The following is an 18037-nucleotide window of genomic DNA, read 5'->3' as shown; positions in this document are numbered from 1 at the left end:
TGCTCCATGCTACGCGTACCGAAGCGCGGCGGCGGCCGAAGCGCGTCGCCCACCAGCTAATTCCCAGTTGGGCGGTGGACCGGAGATTTTCCGGCAGCGCGGGTGCGCTAGTTTCGACCGGAAACCCAAAAGATCTTTAAGGAGCAGAACGACGTGAGCGCAAGTCCTCTCAAGGTCGCCGTCACCGGTGCCGCCGGCCAGATCGGCTACAGCCTGTTGTTCCGCCTGGCCAGTGGTTCGCTGCTGGGGCCCGACCGGCCGATCGAGCTGCGGCTGCTCGAGATCGAGCCCGCGCTCAAGGCGCTCGAAGGGGTCGTGATGGAACTCGACGACTGCGCGTTCCCGCTGCTGTCCAATGTCGAGATCGGCGCGGACGCCAACAAGATTTTTGACGGCGTGAACCTCGCCCTGCTGGTCGGCGCCCGTCCGCGCAGCAAGGGCATGGAACGTGGCGACCTGTTGGAGGCCAACGGGGCCATCTTCACCGCTCAGGGCAAGGCCCTCAACGAGGTGGCAGCCGACGACGTCCGCATCGGTGTGACCGGCAATCCGGCCAACACCAATGCGCTCATCGCGCTCAGCAACGCCCCCGACATCCCCAAAGAGCGGTTCTCCGCGCTGACCCGCCTCGACCACAACCGGGCGATCTCACAGCTGGCGAAGAAGACCGGCGCCGCTGTGACCGACATCAAAAAGGTGACCATCTGGGGCAACCACTCGGCCACCCAGTACCCGGACATCTTCCACGCCGAGGTCGGCGGGAAGAACGCCGTAGAGGTCGTCAACGACCAGGAATGGATCGAAAACGACTTCATCCCCACCGTCGCCAAGCGGGGCGCGGCCATCATCGAGGCCCGCGGTGCCTCCTCGGCCGCCTCGGCCGCCTCGGCGACCGTCGACGCCGCTCGTTCCTGGCTGCTGGGCAGCCCTGAGGGGGACTGGGTGTCGATGGCGGTCTTCTCCGACGGGTCTTACGACGTGCCCGAAGGGATCGTCTCGTCGTTCCCGGTGACCACCAAGGACGGCAACTGGTCGATCGTCCAGGGACTCGAGATCGACGAGTTCTCCCGCGGCCGGATCGACAAGTCCACCGCGGAATTGGCCGACGAGCGCAATGCCGTCACCGAACTGAAGCTGATCTAGCGTCAGCGCTACGGGTGGACGGCAGATTAGGCGTACTAATCGGTAGTCAGTACCCTGGGGCGGGTGCCCGAATTGCTTGAATCGATACAGACGCACACCGAGCAAGTCGTCATCTCTGACGAAGAGATCTTCGAGGCACACGTAGGCGGAAAGCTCTCGGTAGAGCTGACGGCGCCGCTGGACACCCAACGTGCGCTGTCGATCGCGTACACCCCAGGCGTGGCGCAGGTCAGTCGCGCGATCGCCACGGACCGCACCTTGGCCGCCCGATACACCTGGGCCAATCGCCTGGTCGCCGTCGTCAGCGACGGCAGCGCCGTGCTCGGCCTCGGCGACATCGGCCCTGCGGCGTCATTGCCGGTGATGGAAGGCAAGTGCGCGCTGTTCAAGGAATATGGCGGGCTGAACGCGATCCCGATCGTGTTGGACACCAAAGATCCCGACGAGATCGTCGAGACTCTGGTCCGGATGCGTCCGACGTTCGGCGCGGTCAACCTCGAGGACATCTCGGCGCCACGCTGCTTCGAAATCGAGCGACGCGCAATCGAAGCTCTGGACTGCCCGGTCATGCACGACGACCAGCACGGCACCGCCGTCGTCGCGCTGGCCGCGCTGATGGGGGCCACCAAGTTGCTCGGCCGGGACATGTCCTCGCTGCGGGTGGCGGTCTCGGGTGCCGGGGCGGCCGGCGTTGCGTGCACGAATCTCTTGCTGGCCATGGGTGTTTCAGACATCACGGTGCTGGATTCGCGTGGCATCGTGCACAGCGGTCGCGACGACATGAACAACGTCAAACTCGACCTGGCGGGACGCACCAATCCCGACGGCCGAACCGGTGGGCTGGTCGAAGCGCTCGACGGAGCCGACGTGTTCCTCGGCGTCTCCGGCGGCCTGGTCCCCGAAGAGCTGATCGCCACCATGGCGTCGAATTCGATCGTGTTCGCGCTGTCCAACCCCGACCCGGAAATCCATCCCGATGTGGCCTCCAAGCACGCCGCAGTGGTGGCCACTGGGCGCAGCGACTTCCCGAATCAGATCAACAACGTGCTGGCGTTCCCAGGAATTTTCCGTGGCGCGCTAGACGTCGGGGCGCGGCGGATCACCGAAAAGATGATGGTGGCCGCGGCCGAAGCGATCTACTCGGTGGCCAGCGAAAACCTCGCGATCGACCGGATCGTGCCGAGCCCGCTGGACCGGCGCGTAGCGGACGCCGTCGCCACAGCGGTGGCACTGGCCGCAGATCCCTCCGACTGGGAGTGAGCGTCGGCAGGCTGGCCGCCGCGGCCTTTGCCGCGGTGCTGCTGCTGGCCGGTTGCTCCACGGCCGACCGTCACCCGGAACTCCTGATCGGCTCAACCGCGGACGCCGACTCGAAACTGTTGGCCGCCGTCTACGTCGCTGCCCTGCGCTCCTACGGGTTTCCCGCGAGAGCCGACACAGCCGACAGCCCGATGGCCAAACTCGACTCAGGCGCGTTCACCGTTGTTCCCGCCTATACCGGCAGAACGTTGCGCAGCCTGCAGCCCGGCGCCTCGTCCCTGGGGGACAAGCAGGTCTACCAAGCGATGAACGCGGCGTTGCCGGAGGGTGTGGCGGCGGGGGACTACGCCACCGCGGCCGAGGACAAACCCACCGTGGTGGTGACCCCGGCAACCTCCGGCGCGTGGGGCGGCAGCGATCTGAACCTGCTGCCCGGTCACTGTGCGGGGTTGATCGCAGGAATCGTCAGTGGGTGGCATGCCCCGGCGGCAGTGGGGTCCTGCCGGATGCCCGCGCCGCGCGAATTCCCGGACGACGCAAAGCTATTCGCGGCGCTTCGGTCCGGCGAGCTGACGGCGGCGTGGGCCACCACCGCCGACCCTGGCATTCCGGCCGACCTCATCGCCCTGGCCGACAGCAGCAAAGACTCGTTGATCCAAGCCGAGAACGTGGTGCCGCTGTATCGGCGCAACGCACTGAGCACCCGCCAGCTACTGGCGATCAACGAGGTGGCCGGCGTGCTCGACACCGCCGGCCTGGCGAACATGCGCCGGAGAGTGCAGGCCGGTACCGACCCTCAAGTGGTGGCCGATGGGTGGTTGGCCGAGCATCCGCTCGGGCGCTGAAGGTCAGTGGTCCTTGCGTACCAGCCGGCTCATGAACAGCTCGGTGACCCGCTGATAGCCCGATCCGGTGATTCGGACCAGCAGGTCCAATGCCTTGGCGTCCGGGCCCACCAGCACCCTGGCGTTGTTCTTACGCACCGCTTGCAGGATGATCTTGGCGGCCCGCTTCGGGCTGGTGTTGGCCAGCCGCTTGTCGAAAAGCTGGGCCAACTCGTCGCGGTCGAGCCCTTCGGCCACCGTGGCGTTGCGGGCGATGGCGGTCTTGATGCCGCCCGGATGCACCGTCGTCACACCCACGGGGTGGCCGTGCAGCCGCATCTCCTGGCGTAGCGCCTCGGTGTAGCCGCGGACGGCGAATTTGGCTGAGTTGTACGCGGAATAGCCTGGGACGGAGAACAATCCGAAAATGCTGGAGATGTTGATGACGTGGCCGTCGCCGGAGGCGATCAGGTGGGGGAGAAACGCTTTGGTGCCGTTGACCACACCCCAGAAGTCGACGTCCATCACCCGCTCGATGTCCTTGAACTGCTCGACTTCGACGTCGCCGGTGTGGCCGATGCCGGCGTTGTTGTAGATCTGGTTGACCTTGCCGAAGTGCTCGGCGACCTCGTCGGCGTACAGCAGGAACGCTTCGCGTTCGGTGACGTCGAGGCGGTCCGCCTTGACCGGTGCCCCGATCGCCTTCAGCTTCTCCTCGGTTTGAGCCAGACCTTCGAGGTCGATGTCGCAGATTGCCAGGCTGGCGCCGGACTTTCCCAACTCGAGTGCGAGGGCCTGGCCAATGCCCGAACCCGCACCGGTGACGACGGCTACCTTGCCGGCGAACCCCTCCATGAGCACTCTCCCTCGTGTTGATTCTCGTCGAGGTTAGCCGGTACCGGCGGTCCCCCTTAGCAGCGGGCCTGACGTGTTGGGTGACAGCCAGGCACACGTCCACCGGACGAGCGTCCCCAAAATGCCACCCGACGCGGCGTGTCGCTGTGCAGACACGCGCGCTCGCCGAACACGAAGCTGGGCTCACGCGGCCGGCGCACGCTAGGCGGCGCACGCTGGCCGGCGCACGCTAGGCGGCACGCGGACTAGCCGAACGCGGTGTCCAGGATCTCCTGTTGCTCGACAGCATGCACCTTGGACGAACCCGACGACGGCGCCGACATCGCCCGGCGCGAGATCCGCTTGATCCCGCTGAGCTTCTCGGGAAGCACCTCGGGCAGCGTCAGTCCCATCGACGGCCACGCGCCCTGGTTGGCCGGCTCTTCCTGGACCCAGAAAAATTCCTTGGCGTTCGGGTAGCGGTCCAGGGTCTCGTGCAGCCGTCGCCGCGGCAGCGGTGCGAGTTGCTCGACCCGAACGATCGCGACGTCGTCGCGCTTGTCCTTGTTCTTGCGGGCCGCCAGTTCGTAGTAGAGCTTGCCGCTTGTCAACAGGATCCGGTTGACCTTGCTGCGGTCGCCGTCGCCTTCGTCGTAGGTGGGTTCCTCGATCACCGACCGGAACTTCATCTCGGTGAATTCTTTGATGTCGCTGACCGCGGCCTTGTTGCGCAGCATCGACTTCGGAGTGAACACGATCAGCGGCCGCATCACGCCGTCCATGGCGTGCCGGCGCAACAGGTGGAAATAGTTGGCCGGAGTCGACGGCATCGCGATGGTCATCGACCCTTCGGCCCACAGCTGCAGGAACCGTTCGATGCGCCCGGACGTGTGGTCGGGACCCTGTCCCTCGTGCCCGTGCGGCAGCAGCAGCACGACGGTGGACAACTGACCCCACTTGGCCTCACCGGAGCTGATGAACTCGTCGATGATCGACTGCGCGCCGTTGACGAAATCGCCGAATTGCGCCTCCCACAGCACCAAGGCGTCCGGATTGCCCACGGTGTAGCCGTATTCGAAGCCCACCGCCGCATACTCCGACAGCGGCGAGTCGTAGACCAGGAACTTGCCGCCGGTGGGGCTCCCGTCCTTATTGATGGCCAGCAGCTGCAGCGGCGTGAACTCCGCGCCGGTGTTGCGGTCGATGATCACCGAATGACGTTGCGAGAAGGTGCCGCGGCGGGTGTCCTGCCCGGAGAATCGGACCAGCTTGCCCTCGGCCACCAGCGTGCCGAGCGCCAGCAGCTCACCGAACGCCCAGTCGATCTTGCCCTCGTAAGCCATCTCGCGGCGCTTGTCCAGCACCGGTTGGACGCGCGAGTGCGCGGTGAACCCTTCCGGTAGCGCCTGGAAGGCGTCGCCGATGCGGGCCAGCAGCGCCTTGTCCACCGACGTGTCCAGCCCCGCCGGCAGCATCTGGTCGGCCTCCACCGAGGCGCTGGGCTGGACACCGTGCTTTTCCAGATCACGGACCTCGTTGAACACCTGTTCCAGCTGGCCCTGGTAGTCGCGCAGCGCATCTTCGGCTTCTTTGAGCGAGATGTCGCCACGGCCGATCAAGGATTCGGTGTAGCTCTTGCGGACGCCACGCTTGTTGTCGACGACGTCGTACATGTAAGGGTTCGTCATCGACGGGTCGTCACCCTCGTTGTGGCCACGCCGGCGGTAGCACAGCATGTCGATGATGACGTCTTTCTTGAACCGCTGCCGGAAGTCCACGGCCAATTGGGCCACCCACACACACGCTTCCGGGTCGTCACCGTTGACGTGGAAGATCGGCGCGCCGATCATCTTGGCGACGTCGGTGCAGTACTCGCTGGACCGGGAGTACTCGGGCGCGGTGGTGAAGCCGATCTGGTTGTTGACGATGATGTGGATGGTGCCGCCGACGCGGTAGCCGGGCAGGTTGGCCAGGTTCAGTGTCTCGGCAACCACGCCCTGGCCGGCGAATGCCGCGTCACCGTGCAGCATCAGCGGCACCACCGAGAACGCCTTCGCTTCGTCGGTGTCGCTGGATCCGTGGTTGAGCAGGTCCTGCTTGGCGCGGACCAGGCCCTCCAGCACCGGGTCGACGGCCTCGAGGTGCGACGGATTGGCGGTCAGCGACACCTGAATGTCGTTGTCGCCGAACATTTGTAGGTAAACACCGGTGGCGCCGAGGTGATACTTCACGTCACCGGAGCCGTGTGCCTGCGACGGGTTCAGGTTGCCCTCGAACTCACTGAAGATCTGCGAGTACGGCTTGCCGACGATGTTGGCCAGCACATTGAGCCGTCCGCGGTGCGGCATCGCGATCACGACTTCATCGAGGCCGTGCTCGGCGCACTGGTCGATCGCGGCGTCCATCATCGGGATGACGCTCTCGGCCCCTTCCAGCGAGAACCGCTTCTGCCCAACGTATTTGGTCTGCAGGAAGGTCTCGAACGCCTCGGCGGCGTTGAGTCGGCTCAGGATGTACTTCTGTTGCGCCACAGTGGGTTTGACGTGCTTGGTCTCGACCCGTTCTTCCAGCCAGCGCAACTGCTCGGGGTCGAGGATGTGCATGTACTCCACGCCGATGTGGCGGCAGTACGCGTCGCGCAGCAGCCCCAGCACGTCGCGCAGCTTCTTGTACTCGGACCCGGCGAAGCCGCTGACCTTGAACACCCGGTCGAGGTCCCACAGGGTCAGCCCGTGCGTCAACACCTCGAGATCGGGGTGGCTGCGGAACCGCGTCTTGTCCAGACGCAGCGGATCGGTGTCGGCCATCAGATGGCCGCGGTTGCGGTACGCCGCGATCAGGTTCATCACGCGGGCGTTCTTGTCGACGATCGAGTCCGGGTTGTCGGTGCTCCAGCGGACCGGCAGGTACGGAATGCTGAGCTCGCGGAAGATCTCGTCCCAGAACCCGTCGGACAGCAGCATCTCGTGGATGGTGCGCAGGAAGTCGCCCGATTCCGCACCCTGGATGATGCGGTGGTCATAGGTCGACGTCAGGGTGATCAGCTTGCCGATCCCGAGCTCGGCGATCCGCTCTTCGCTGGCCCCCTGAAACTCGGCCGGGTATTCCATCGCGCCGACACCGATGATCGCGCCCTGCCCGGACATCAACCGCGGCACCGAGTGCACCGTTCCGATGGTTCCGGGGTTGGTCAGCGAAATGGTGACGCCACCAAAGTCTTCGGCGGTCAGCTTGCCGTCGCGGGCGCGGCGCACGATGTCCTCGTAGGCGGAGACGAACTCGGCGAATCGCAGTTCCTCGCATCGCTTGATGCCGGCCACCACCAGCGCGCGCTTGCCGTCCTTGCCCTGCAGGTCGATGGCCAGGCCCAAATTGGTGTGGGCCGGGGTGACGGCGTTGGGTTTCCCGTCGACCTCGGCAAAGTGCCGGTTCATGTTCGGGAACTTCTTGACCGCCTGCACCAGCGCGTAACCCAGAAGGTGGGTGAAAGAGATCTTGCCGCCGCGGGTGCGCTTGAGTTGGTTGTTGATGACGATTCGGTTGTCGATCAGCAGTTTGGCCGGAATGGCCCGCACGCTGGTGGCCGTCGGCACATCCAGTGACGCCGACATGTTCTTGACCACCGCCGCGGCGGCCCCGCGCAGTACCTGCACCTCGTCGCCGTCGGCGGGCGGGGGAGTCGGAGCTTTCGTGGGAGCCTTGGGCTCCGGCGCGGGAGCGCCGTTTCCGGCCGCGGTCGACTTAGCCGGCTTCACCGGTGCGGGCGGTGCTTGTGAGGCGGGCGGAGCGGGCTTCTTGTCCTGGACGGCGGTTTGCGCGGGTTTGGGAGCGGGCTCGGATTTTGGCGCGGGCTCGGGCTTCGGGGCGGGCTTGGCTTCGGCAGGCGTGGGGTTGTTTTGACCCGAGTCGCCGCCCGGCTCGGGGTTGTAGTCGACCAGGAACTCGTGCCAGCTCGGGTCGACCGATGAAGGGTCGTCGCGGAACTTGCGGTACATCTCCTCGACCAGCCACTCGTTTTGCCCGAATGGTGAACTTATGTTGGCCACGGCCGCTGTTCGCCTCAATTCTTCTGTTCGTCGAGTCTCTTCTGTTCGTCGAGTCCTAAGCGCCGAATCGCGGCGCGCCTCACACCGTCAGCTCGGACCCATAAAGGCTAGCGCTTTGAATGTAGTTCGCCAGCAAGACCAACCTGATGCGTTCTAGCTGGCATCCTGCACGCCGGGCAGCAGATGCAGGGTCACCGGCCAGCGTGCCGGCGCCGGGCCGAACGCGGACTGGGCATTGCGCACCAGCCGCTTACCGACCATCCGGTTGCCGATGGCACCGATGACCGCTCCGATGCCGGCCGGCATCAGCTTGCCGAACATCAGCGCACCGCGCTTGAGCGCGAATCGCTTCACGAAGTACTTGAACATCCGGGTGTTCAACTTCGATACCGCCGGAAGCGGCAACGAGGCCATACTCTCCGACACCCAGCCACCGCTGGTGCGCCCGCCGCCGATGAGTTCGGCCACCGCCGCTTTGCTGTTGTCGCCGACCAACACCGCCAGGATCAGCGCGCGACGCCGCTCCCGGTGGTCCAGCGGGACCCCGTACACCGACGCCAAAGCCAGCACGAACAGGGCGGTGGCTTCCAGGAACACCGCGGTTTCGCCGGCCGCGGCGGACAGGGCCGCCACCGTGCCGATACCGGGCAACGTCGCAGTGCCGCCCACCGCCGCGCCGCTCACCGTCACGACGTGCAGGAAGCGCTTCTCCAGCTTGCCGACGATCTCGGCCGGACTGGCCGCTGGGTGCGCGCGACGCAACCGGGACACATAGGCCTCGGCTGCCGGGCCCTGAATGCGTGAACTGCGTTCGATGATCTGTGCCAAAGCCCGGGTGGACCGCTTGGGCTTGCCGTTGCCGGTCTCGGGGGAATCCGGTACCGACTGGTTGCGTCGAGCGCTCATGGTGCCTCTCTTAAAATGGCTTGCTCCCAGGCTAACGCGCGTCCAGCACGATACGTGCCGGGACAGCAGACCTTGACTGATGCAGCCGACGAGCGGGCCGGGTCACGCACCGGGAATAATGCGGGCGGTGCGATACATGAGCACGGTGACCAGTCGCGTGGCCGGGGACGGACTCGCGGGGAAGCCGTGGCCGGCGCTCTGGGCGATGATGCTCGGCTTCTTCATGATCATGCTCGACTCGACCATCGTCGCCGTCGCGAATCCGACCATCATGACCGCGCTGCGCATCGATTACAGCACCGTGGTCTGGGTAACCAGCGCCTATCTGTTGGGGTACGCGGTGGTGTTGCTGGTCGCGGGGCGACTCGGCGACCGGTTCGGGCCCAAGAACCTCTATCTGATCGGCTTGGTGATCTTCACCGTCGCGTCGATGTGGTGCGGTCTGTCCGGCAGCGCGACCATGCTGATCGCGGCCCGGGTGGTGCAGGGTGTCGGTGCCGGGGCGCTCACGCCGCAGACACTGTCGACGATCACCCGCATATTTCCCGCGCAACGCCGCGGTTCGGCAATGAGCATGTGGGGCGCCACAGCGGGAGTGGCCAGCTTGGTCGGGCCGCTGGCCGGCGGGTTATTGGTGGACAGCCTGGGTTGGCAGTGGATCTTCTTCGTCAACGTGCCGGTCGGCGTCATCGCCTTGGCCTTGGCGATCTGGCTGGTCCCCGACCTGCCCGTGCGCGCGCAGGGGTTCGACCCGATTGGCGTCGCGTTGTCCGGGGCGGGCATGTTCCTGCTCGTCTTCGGCCTACAGGAAGGGCAGTCAGCCGATTGGGCTCCCTGGATCTGGGCGGTGTTGGTTGCCGGTGTCGGGTTCATGTCGGTGTTTGTCTACTGGCAGGCGATAAACCGTCGGGCGCCACTGGTCCCGCTCAACATGTTCCGGGACCGGGACTTCAGCTTGTGCAACGTCGGGGTCGGCATCGTGTCGTTTGCGTCGACGGCGATGATGCTGCCGCTGACGTTCTACGCCCAATCGGTGTGCGGGTTGTCGCCGACCCGGTCCGCGCTGCTGTTGGCGCCGGTCGCGATCAGCAGCGGTCTGCTCGCGCCGGTCGTCGGCCTGATCATCGACAACGCCCATCCGGTGCCGGTGCTGGGCTTCGGGTTCTCGGCACTCGCCATCTCGATGACCTGGCTGTCGATCGAACTGGAGCCCGGCACCCCGATCTGGCGGCTGGTGCTGCCGTTCATCGCCTTGGGTATGGGCATGGCCTTCGTCTGGTCGCCGCTGGCTGCCACCGCGACCCGCAACCTGCCACCGGAACAGGCCGGCGCGGGTTCGGGGGTCTACAACGCGACTCGGCAACTCGGCGCGGTGCTCGGCAGTGCGGGCATGGCCGCGTTCATGACGTCGTGCATCAGTGCCGAGGTGCCGGCCGGTGCCGCGTTGCCGGCCGACGACGACGCCGGTTTGCAACTGCCGGAGTTCGTACGCGAGCCGTTCTCCGCCGCGATGGCACAGTCGATGCTGCTGCCGGCTTTCATCGCTCTGTTCGGGATTATCGCCGCGCTGTTTCTCATCGGAGCGATGCGATCGACCGGCACCCTGGGGGGTTACGCGCTCGCCGAAGACCCGGACAGCGGTTACGACGACGACGAATACGTCGAATACATCCTCGAGCGCGACCCGGCCTTCGCGCCGGCGGGCGCCGACGAGGCCGGCGGCGAAGCAGTGGTGACTCGGGTCCCGTACGCACGCATGGCAACCCATGCGCCGACCGGCCAGGGCCCCGCTCCCGCGCCGAACCGCCCAGGCGCTACCCGCGCGCCGACCGGCCAGGGCCCCTCCCGCGCACCGACCGGTCAAACCCGTCTGCCCGACTCGAACGGGCTGGCCCACAACGGCAACCCGCTGCGGGACGGGCAACGCTATCGCTCGGCCGTCGAGTATTCGCGGCGCCCGGACCCCGACGAGACGGACGGCTGGCACTGGTCCGGCTGATCCCGCGCGAGTCAGCCGTCGCCGGTCAATGCCAGGAACGCTCCCAGGTCGATCAAACCCGCCGGGGTAGCGGGCAGGTACTGGGTCAGTAAGTCCGATCGCACGATCACCGCGGCATACTGCGCCCTGCTGATGGCCACGTTCAGTCGATTCCGGTTGAGCAGGAACGAGATTCCGCGCGGAATGTCCTCGATCGACGAGGCTGTCATGGAGACGAACACGACCGGCGCTTGACCGCCCTGGAATTTGTCGACGGTGCCGACTCGGACCCCGTCGAGCCTGGCCGACGACAGTTCGTCGCGTATCCGCTTCACCTGCGCGTTGTAGGGCGCGAGCACCATGACGTCAGAAGTGGCCAGTGGGCGGGTGCCGCTCTCGTCGGTCCACGGCAGGTCCAGTATCCGCGCAATCTCGGCCACTATGGCTTGCGCTTCCTCGGGGCTCTCGACCGAATTGCCGTGGTGGCGAACCGCAAGCACCTGCACACCGGGTTGGTAACCGGCGAGACGACGGGCCGAGGTTTGGGCCAGATGGGGGCGAAGTCTGCCCTCGTAAGACAGCGCCGACACCGCCGAGCACACGTCGGGATGCATCCGGTAAGAGCGGTCCAGGAAATAGCCCCGCTCGTCGGGCAGGGTGCGCTGGCCGTCGACCAGCCATTCCAGTGCCGAGACGTCCACCGGTTCGGGGTGGCTGCCCTGACTGACCTGGGGCAACTGCTGCGGGTCGCCCAGCAGCAACAGGTTGCGGGCGGCGGGGGCCACCGCGATGGTGTTAGCCAGACAGAATTGGCCCGCTTCATCGATGACCAGTAGATCCAGACTGCCCGGCGGCACGCGGGTGGCGTTCGCGAAATCCCATGCGGTGCCACCGATCACACAACCCGCATGGTCGACGATGAAGGCCGGATAAGCCTTGTGGTCGATCCGCTGCCAGCTGGCAGCGCTGTGATCGCTGCCTTTCTTGGCGACGACGGCCGGGTCCAGACCCGCTTCGATCACACAGCCCAACACGTTTTCCACCACCGCATGCGACTGTGCGACCACACCGACGCGCCAGGAATGAGTCGTCACCAGTTGCCGGATTACCCGAGCGGCGGTGTGCGTCTTGCCGGTGCCGGGCGGCCCGTGCACCGCGAGGTAGGACGAGTCCAGGCCCAGTGTCGCCGCGGTGATGTCCGCGATCGGGTCGGCGCTACGCGGCAGCGGGACGTGGTTGCGTGTGCGTGGTGGCCGTCGTAGCAGCAGGTCGATGAGGGCGGTGCCGGGCAATTTGGGCAACGCCGCGGCCACGGCCTGCGCCGTCGACTCGATCGATTCACGCAGTGGCTTCGTCGGTACCGGCGCCCCTGGTGTGAGCGCAAATGGCAATTGCTGAAAAGTGTTGCCGTCTTTGCCTGCTCGTTCGATGATGACGACTTCGCTGGGTGAACTCGGGTCGTCCACCTCGATCACCTCTGCGTGCGCAGCCGCGCGGCGCTCGGGGTCGTCGGCCATGAAGGAGGGGACCGGGGGTTCGTAGAGCGCGAACATGTCTCTGTTGAGATCACCGCGCGCCAGTTCGCCGACCAGCCGCACCCTCCGCTGCGGCTTGCGTGCCCGCGGGGGCGTATGCCAGTCGACAACGACCGACGCCTCGCCGACGAAGACATCGGTGTTGTCCGACCATTCGTCCACGGGATAGTTCAACCGGTCGAAGTGCGCCCACCAGAACGGTTTGTCCTCGCGTTGGTGGTAACCCCGGGCTGCGGCCACCAGGGTTACCGCGATTTGTTCGGCAGTGCGGTCATCGATAGCGGCGTCGCCGGTGAAACGTCGCAACGTGGACGCGAGCTGGTCGTGATCTTTGATGGCATCTTGTTTGGGAACCGGCTGCGCGCCCAGCGGTGGGACAGCCGATTCGATGGCGCGAAGCACCAGCCAGTCGCGTAGTTTGCGGGTGGACAGACAGTCGTAGTGGTTGTATTCCGCGATTTCTTTCAGTGTCGCGGCCGCTTCGTCGGTACGGCCCTCGGCCAACAGCTCGCAGTACCGCGCGTAGGAGGTGATCGAATCGGTGGCGGTGGTGACGTCACCGTCGCGCAGTTGGTCGCCCATGTACAGCGGCTCCAGCGCCTTGAGACTGAAGGATTCTGCACCCACCCGAATGCTCTTGCGCACCAACGGATAGAGGTCCACCAGCACACCGTTGCGCAACAGGTCGTCCACCTCGTCCTCGCCGACGCCGTAACGCCCGGCCAATCGCAGCAACGCGGTCTTCTCGTAGGGCGCGTAGTGGTAGATGTGCATCCCCGGATAACGCCGACGACGTTTGGCGACCATCGCCAAGAATTGCGTGAGCGCTTGGCGTTCGTCGATCCGGCTGTGCGCCCACAGCGGACGGAAAGTTCCGGCCGGGCCGGCTTCCAGGACGCCAAAGAGATATTCCAGTCCCCAGTCCTGGCCGTCGGCCGTCCACAACGGGTCACCTTCGAAGTCGAAGAACAAGTCGCCGGGGTTGGCCTCCGGCAAGAGCGCCAGGGGTTGGGGGTCGACGACCTCATATTGGGGTTTGCCGGTCTCACGCTGGCGCAACTGCAGTTTGGCCTGTGCCGTGAGCTTGGCGAAGGCATTGGCGGACATGGTTTCCACCGCGCCGTTGTGCTCGGCGAGTTCGCGCACCGTACTGACGCCCGCCTCGATCAGCTTCTCGCGCTGGGTGATTCGCATTCCGGCGATCAGCAGAAGGTCGTCGGCCGCGCGCACCTGCTCAATGCACAACGGGCAACGAAAACATGCCTGCACCGCTTCGTCGTCCCACCGCACCGGCCGTCCCGCGGCGTGGTGCCCGTCGAGCAGTCGTTGCAGCTGTGCGCGCTGGGAACGGTACACCGGGACCAGCTCATCCAACCGGTAGCGGACTACCGTCCCGTCGCCGAGTTCCAGCTCCGCCTCAGGGGCGATCGGCACGCCCGCGGCGGCCAGTGCGTCACCGTAGGCCGCCAGTTGCAACAGCGCGGTGACCTTCGCGGAGCGGGCCAGCTTCGTGTCGGTGACCCGATACCGGTCACCGTCACGGATCAGAAAGTCGGCGAAACCCACGAAACGCCCGTCGAACATCGCCGCCTGGTACACAGCCGGGGCACCCTGGGTGATGGCCCGCTGGGTGGCCGCCGCGGCGGCCGTCAGCCCGGCGTGGGTGTAGGCGGGCCGGCCGATGACAACGACGGCGCCGCCGAACTCCTCGCGCAGCCGATCGAGCCGGCGGTGTTCATGATCGTCACCGAGAGCTGCTGTGCGAGCAAGCATTTCGTCTTCAACCGACACGGCCGGCCCCCAGCCCAGCTTGGCGTCGAAATTCCGCAACAGCGCATACTCGCAGCGCGCGGCGGCCGCGAGATCCGATGCGCTGTAGACGATGCTGCCGCCGGTGACGAACACAGCAGCAACTGTAGGGGAGGGGTGTGACAACGACGGGTTCCCTCGAGGGGCGTATGTACCGCCGCAGGTCAGTCGGTCCACGCATCCCTGAGTGACACACTCGGCGAGACTTCGTTTATTGTCCGACGATTTCCGATTTGAAGCAGACCTGGACTTTTTCCAACCGAGTAAGTTAAAACGCATTCAAAATTCACACAGAATTCAGTAGCGTCAGGTTTCGGGAGAGTTCTGAGTCTGACACGAAGGGTCGGGTCCTTCGTGCGGACGCTTGCGGGGAAGAGGCCTGCAAGGATCGTCGATCCTGAGTGCCGTGTTGATGTTGATTTGGCGGCGCTGAGACGGACGTCGGCACTGCCCACCACTGTTTGGATGAAAAGCTATGTTGCGGGTTCCTCACGGTTCGTCGGAGAGCAGTGATCTGGTCGCTGGTGCACACCAAGGGCGGCGTCGGAAAGACGACGACCGCGATGTTCTTGGCCGCCACCGCGGTGCGGCGCGGGGTTGCAGTGCGCGTCATTGATGCCGATCCGCAGGGCTCAGCATCGTCGTGGGCCGATCGGGCTGCGCATCTGGGGACGCCGTTGCCGTTCGATGTGAGCCCCGGGACGGCGGCCGAGGTGCGGGCGCTGTCCTGCGAACCGGATGAGCTAGTGCTGATAGATAGCCCGCCTGGGGTGGCGGCGGCGATCGATGCCGCGATCGACGCAGCCGATCTCGTCATCATTCCGACCGGGCCGCGCCCAGCGGACATCGACCGGCTTTGGCCGACGCTGGACATCACCCAGCACCGTCCCACGACTATCCTGCTCACGCTGGTGGATACGCGTAAGCCTGAAGCAACCGCGATGCCGCGCGCCTTGAATGAGGCGAAAGCCCCGGTGCTGCGCAACAGCGTGCCTCATCGGATTGCAATCGAGCGAGCGTTCGGCCGCGCCATACCGCGTCATTTGGCAGAGTTTGAAGCCGTGTTCGACGAGTTAATGGCGGAGTTGTGGGTCGAGGGCGAGGCGGCGCAGGCATGACTGAGAAGCTTTCAATCGCCGAGGTGGTGCGCGACGCGGTGATTCGCCGGCCGACCGGAGCCGCGGCGACCGCGCGAGCCGCGAGTGCCTTCCAAGGCTACGACGACGCCGCACGTGAGACGTCCTCGCCGTCGCCGGTGATGTACGAAACAATGCGCACCACGTTGCACTTTCATCCTGCGGTGCGCACAGGTCTCAAAAGGCGCGCCTTGGACCTGGACACCACCATGGGCGAACTGATTCGCAACGCTATCGACGCAGGACTGCAGGACCCTGCTGCGCTGGCTCGCGCGTCGATGTCCCACCGGGGCATCAGTGGCGGGGTGCGGACATCGCTCGATTTGCCGCGGCCTATGCATCGCGCGCTGAAGCGAGTGGCGGCGGATGAGGGGACGAGTCTGCAGGCGCTCGTCGCCGCGGCCATTTTGCGCACCTACGCTGAACTGGGTTAGTTGGTTAACCGCGTCACCAACGCGGATCCCGCGCACGTCGTCAGGAATCCCCGAACGCGTCAGCATCCGGCACCCAGGTGCCCGCACTACCCGCCATCGATGCACGGTCGCATAATCAGACCTGTCGATCAGTGGCATAATCCGGCAACTCCGACACACTTCTCTAGATAGTCGTATCCAGTGCTTTGCACGCCATCAAACTGAATGGCTCCGCTAAGTTTCTGTTCACACCTGTGCGGCGTGCAAGTCGTGCAATTGGTGTAAAAGAGCGAATTTATCTCCGGCGCTGGCGTACGCGAACTTCTACGCTTCGTAATCGACGATCCGACCCCTGTCAATACCCTGACGCCCGTCCTGTACCGCGGGGAAAGAGCGCAGCTAGTTGCCTGTACGGGAGGCCAAGCCGGGATAACAACCAATAGCTTAAATGCTAATTACCTTTAACTATATGTACGCCGCCATTTACGGCAATATTAACTGACATCTTGATGCGCATATGTAACTCCATATACCTTTAAGTTAATATTTCCAGCAAAGAAAATTACTCCAAAAAAGTTGGCGGAAAACATTCTGCAAATCGCGATAGCGCGCGTACTCTTCGAAACGATTCGAAGGCCGCCGCGAGTTTGGGGCCTCCCCGCTAGCTATTTGGAGACATAGATGTCCTCTTACGTGATCGCAGTCCCTGAGGCTTTTGCCGCCGCAGCTGCAGACTTGACTGGGATCGGCTCGGTGGTCAGTTCGGCGAATTCGGCGGCGGCGGCTTCCACGACGCAGCTGGCGGCGGCGGCGCAGGACGAGGTGTCCGCGGCGATTTCTGCCTTGTTCGGCAATTTCGGCCAGGAGTATCAGGCCCTGAGCTCACAGGTGGCGCTGTTCCACAACCAGTTTGTGCAGACGTTGAACTCGGGTGCGTTCATGTACGCGGCGGCTGATGCTGCCGCCGCATCGCCCCTGGCGGCAGTCGGTTCACCCCTCGGAAGCGCGTTCCAGAGTTTTGTCTACGGCCCGATCCACACGGCCGGCCAAGCCTGGATCAACAGTCCGTTCGGCCAGTTGTTCGACCCGTTCATCAATGCGCCGACTGAAATGCTGATCGGACGTGGCTTGATCGGCAACGGTGCCGCGGGAACAGCGGCTAACCCAACCGGTGGCGCGGGCGGTTTGTTACTCGGTGACGGTGGCACGGGCTATAGCCCCGTCGCCGGTACGAACGTGGCCGGCGGAAGCGGCGGAAGCGCCGGGTTCATCGGCAACGGTGGGGCCGGCGGCATGGGATTCGCCGGCGGTGCCGGCGGCGCTGGCGGGGCTGGCGGTTGGCTGATGGGCAACGGCGGCATGGGCGGCGCTGGCGGCACTGGCACCCTCGGCGTGGCCGGCGTGAACAACGGTATGGGTGGCACCGGGGGTGCCGGCGGTATGGGCGGCCGGGCCTGGTACTCCGGCAACGCGGGAGACGGCGGCGCGGGAGGTATGGGCGGTCAGGGCGCGCCGGGTTCTCAGGGAAACAACGGCACGCTGGGCAGCCTCAATGGTGACACCGGCGGTAACGCGTATGCCGGCGGTACCGGTGGGGTCGGCGGAGCCGGTGGTGTGGGCGGGATGTTTGTCGGTGATGGTGGTGCCGGCGGACTTGGCGGGCATGGCGGCACCGGAGGCACTGGTGGTGCTGGCGGGGCCGGCTTCTCCGGCGGGCCCAACCTGGTTGCCGGTACCGGCGGTGACGGTGGCACCGGAGGCATCGGCGGAGCCGCCGGTGCCGGCGGGGCCGGCGGGGGATCTGGTTGGTTAGGCGTCGATGGTGCCAATGGCGGGACCGGTGCTGGCGGGAACGGGGGTACCGGTGGAGCCGGGGGCCAAGGCGGCCACGGCGAAGGCATCTTGGCCAACCCCAGCTTCGGCGGCCTCGGGCAGTCGCAGGCCGGTGGCACCGGAGGCACTGGGGGCACCGGTGGCATCGGCGTCGACGGCGGCGCGTTCGGCGGTGGCGGCACCGGCGGCGCCGGTGGTGCCGGTGCGAGCAACGTTGTCGGGTCGACCGGCAGCACCACCGGAGGTACTGGTGGCACCGGCGGCGCCGGCGCGGCCGGTACGAACACTGCGGCCGGCCGCGGCGGCGGCGGTGGCGGCGG

11 protein-coding genes are annotated in these 18037 nt (G+C 65.7%); 7 read left to right on the top strand and 4 right to left on the bottom strand.

Features of this window, described 5'->3' with window-relative positions; genetic code table 11:
• The first annotated feature begins 153 nt into the window (after positions 1-153).
• From A5636_RS10840 to A5636_RS10830, 3 genes are all read left to right on the top strand, one after another.
• Entirely contained in the window at positions 154-1143 is a 990-nt protein-coding gene (locus tag A5636_RS10840) for a malate dehydrogenase (protein WP_065158638.1), read from the top strand.
• 63 nt (positions 1144-1206) lie between these two features.
• Positions 1207-2403: an NAD(P)-dependent malic enzyme gene (locus A5636_RS10835; RefSeq protein WP_065158637.1), complete on the top strand. Its 1197-nt coding sequence runs from the start codon at positions 1207-1209 to the stop codon at positions 2401-2403.
• On the top strand, positions 2400-3248 hold the full coding sequence (locus A5636_RS10830) for a glycine betaine ABC transporter substrate-binding protein (protein ID WP_065158636.1): 849 nt from the start codon (positions 2400-2402) through the stop codon (positions 3246-3248). The genes A5636_RS10835 and A5636_RS10830 overlap by 4 nt, the downstream gene beginning before the upstream one ends.
• Positions 3249-3251: 3 nt before the next feature.
• On the opposite strand, the gene A5636_RS10825 is transcribed toward A5636_RS10830, so the two are convergent.
• The 3 genes from A5636_RS10825 to A5636_RS10815 all read right to left on the bottom strand — a co-directional run bounded on the left by A5636_RS10825 (position 3252) and on the right by A5636_RS10815 (position 9013).
• Positions 3252-4082 (bottom strand): SDR family NAD(P)-dependent oxidoreductase, encoded by an 831-nt coding sequence (locus A5636_RS10825; RefSeq protein ID WP_065158635.1) that lies wholly within the window; start codon positions 4080-4082, stop codon positions 3252-3254.
• A 245-nt stretch (positions 4083-4327) separates the two neighbouring features.
• Complete coding sequence (locus tag A5636_RS10820) at positions 4328-8107, bottom strand: multifunctional oxoglutarate decarboxylase/oxoglutarate dehydrogenase thiamine pyrophosphate-binding subunit/dihydrolipoyllysine-residue succinyltransferase subunit (protein WP_065158634.1); 3780 nt, start codon at positions 8105-8107, stop codon at positions 4328-4330.
• Positions 8108-8260: 153 nt separating this feature from the next.
• Positions 8261-9013, bottom strand: coding sequence for a hypothetical protein (locus tag A5636_RS10815; RefSeq protein ID WP_065158633.1), 753 nt, complete (start codon positions 9011-9013; stop codon positions 8261-8263).
• A gap of 136 nt (positions 9014-9149) precedes the next feature.
• Here A5636_RS10815 and A5636_RS10810 point away from each other — a divergent pair, with 136 nt between their 5' ends.
• Positions 9150-11012 (top strand): MFS transporter, encoded by a 1863-nt coding sequence (locus A5636_RS10810; RefSeq protein WP_081287725.1) that lies wholly within the window; start codon positions 9150-9152, stop codon positions 11010-11012.
• Positions 11013-11023: 11 nt separating this feature from the next.
• On the opposite strand, the gene A5636_RS10805 is transcribed toward A5636_RS10810, so the two are convergent.
• Positions 11024-14431: a TM0106 family RecB-like putative nuclease gene (locus A5636_RS10805; protein WP_065158632.1), complete on the bottom strand. Its 3408-nt coding sequence runs from the start codon at positions 14429-14431 to the stop codon at positions 11024-11026.
• 413 nt (positions 14432-14844) lie between these two features.
• Here A5636_RS10805 and A5636_RS10800 point away from each other — a divergent pair, with 413 nt between their 5' ends.
• The 3 genes from A5636_RS10800 to A5636_RS10790 form a co-directional block, all read left to right on the top strand.
• On the top strand, positions 14845-15453 hold the full coding sequence (locus A5636_RS10800; RefSeq protein WP_301336709.1) for a ParA family protein: 609 nt from the start codon (positions 14845-14847) through the stop codon (positions 15451-15453).
• Positions 15450-15905, top strand: a complete 456-nt coding sequence (locus A5636_RS10795) for a hypothetical protein (RefSeq protein WP_065158631.1) — start codon at positions 15450-15452, stop codon at positions 15903-15905. The genes A5636_RS10800 and A5636_RS10795 overlap by 4 nt, the downstream gene beginning before the upstream one ends.
• A 660-nt stretch (positions 15906-16565) precedes the next feature.
• Positions 16566-18037, top strand: a 1472-nt coding sequence (locus A5636_RS10790; protein ID WP_155763749.1) for a PE family protein, incomplete at its 3' end; no start/stop codon positions are given.

Origin of the sequence: Mycobacterium asiaticum, assembly GCF_001673315.1 — a bacterium.
Taxonomy (GTDB): domain Bacteria; phylum Actinomycetota; class Actinomycetes; order Mycobacteriales; family Mycobacteriaceae; genus Mycobacterium; species Mycobacterium asiaticum_B.
Note: the sequence above shows the minus strand (reverse complement) of the source record. Positions and strands in the feature narration are given on the sequence as shown.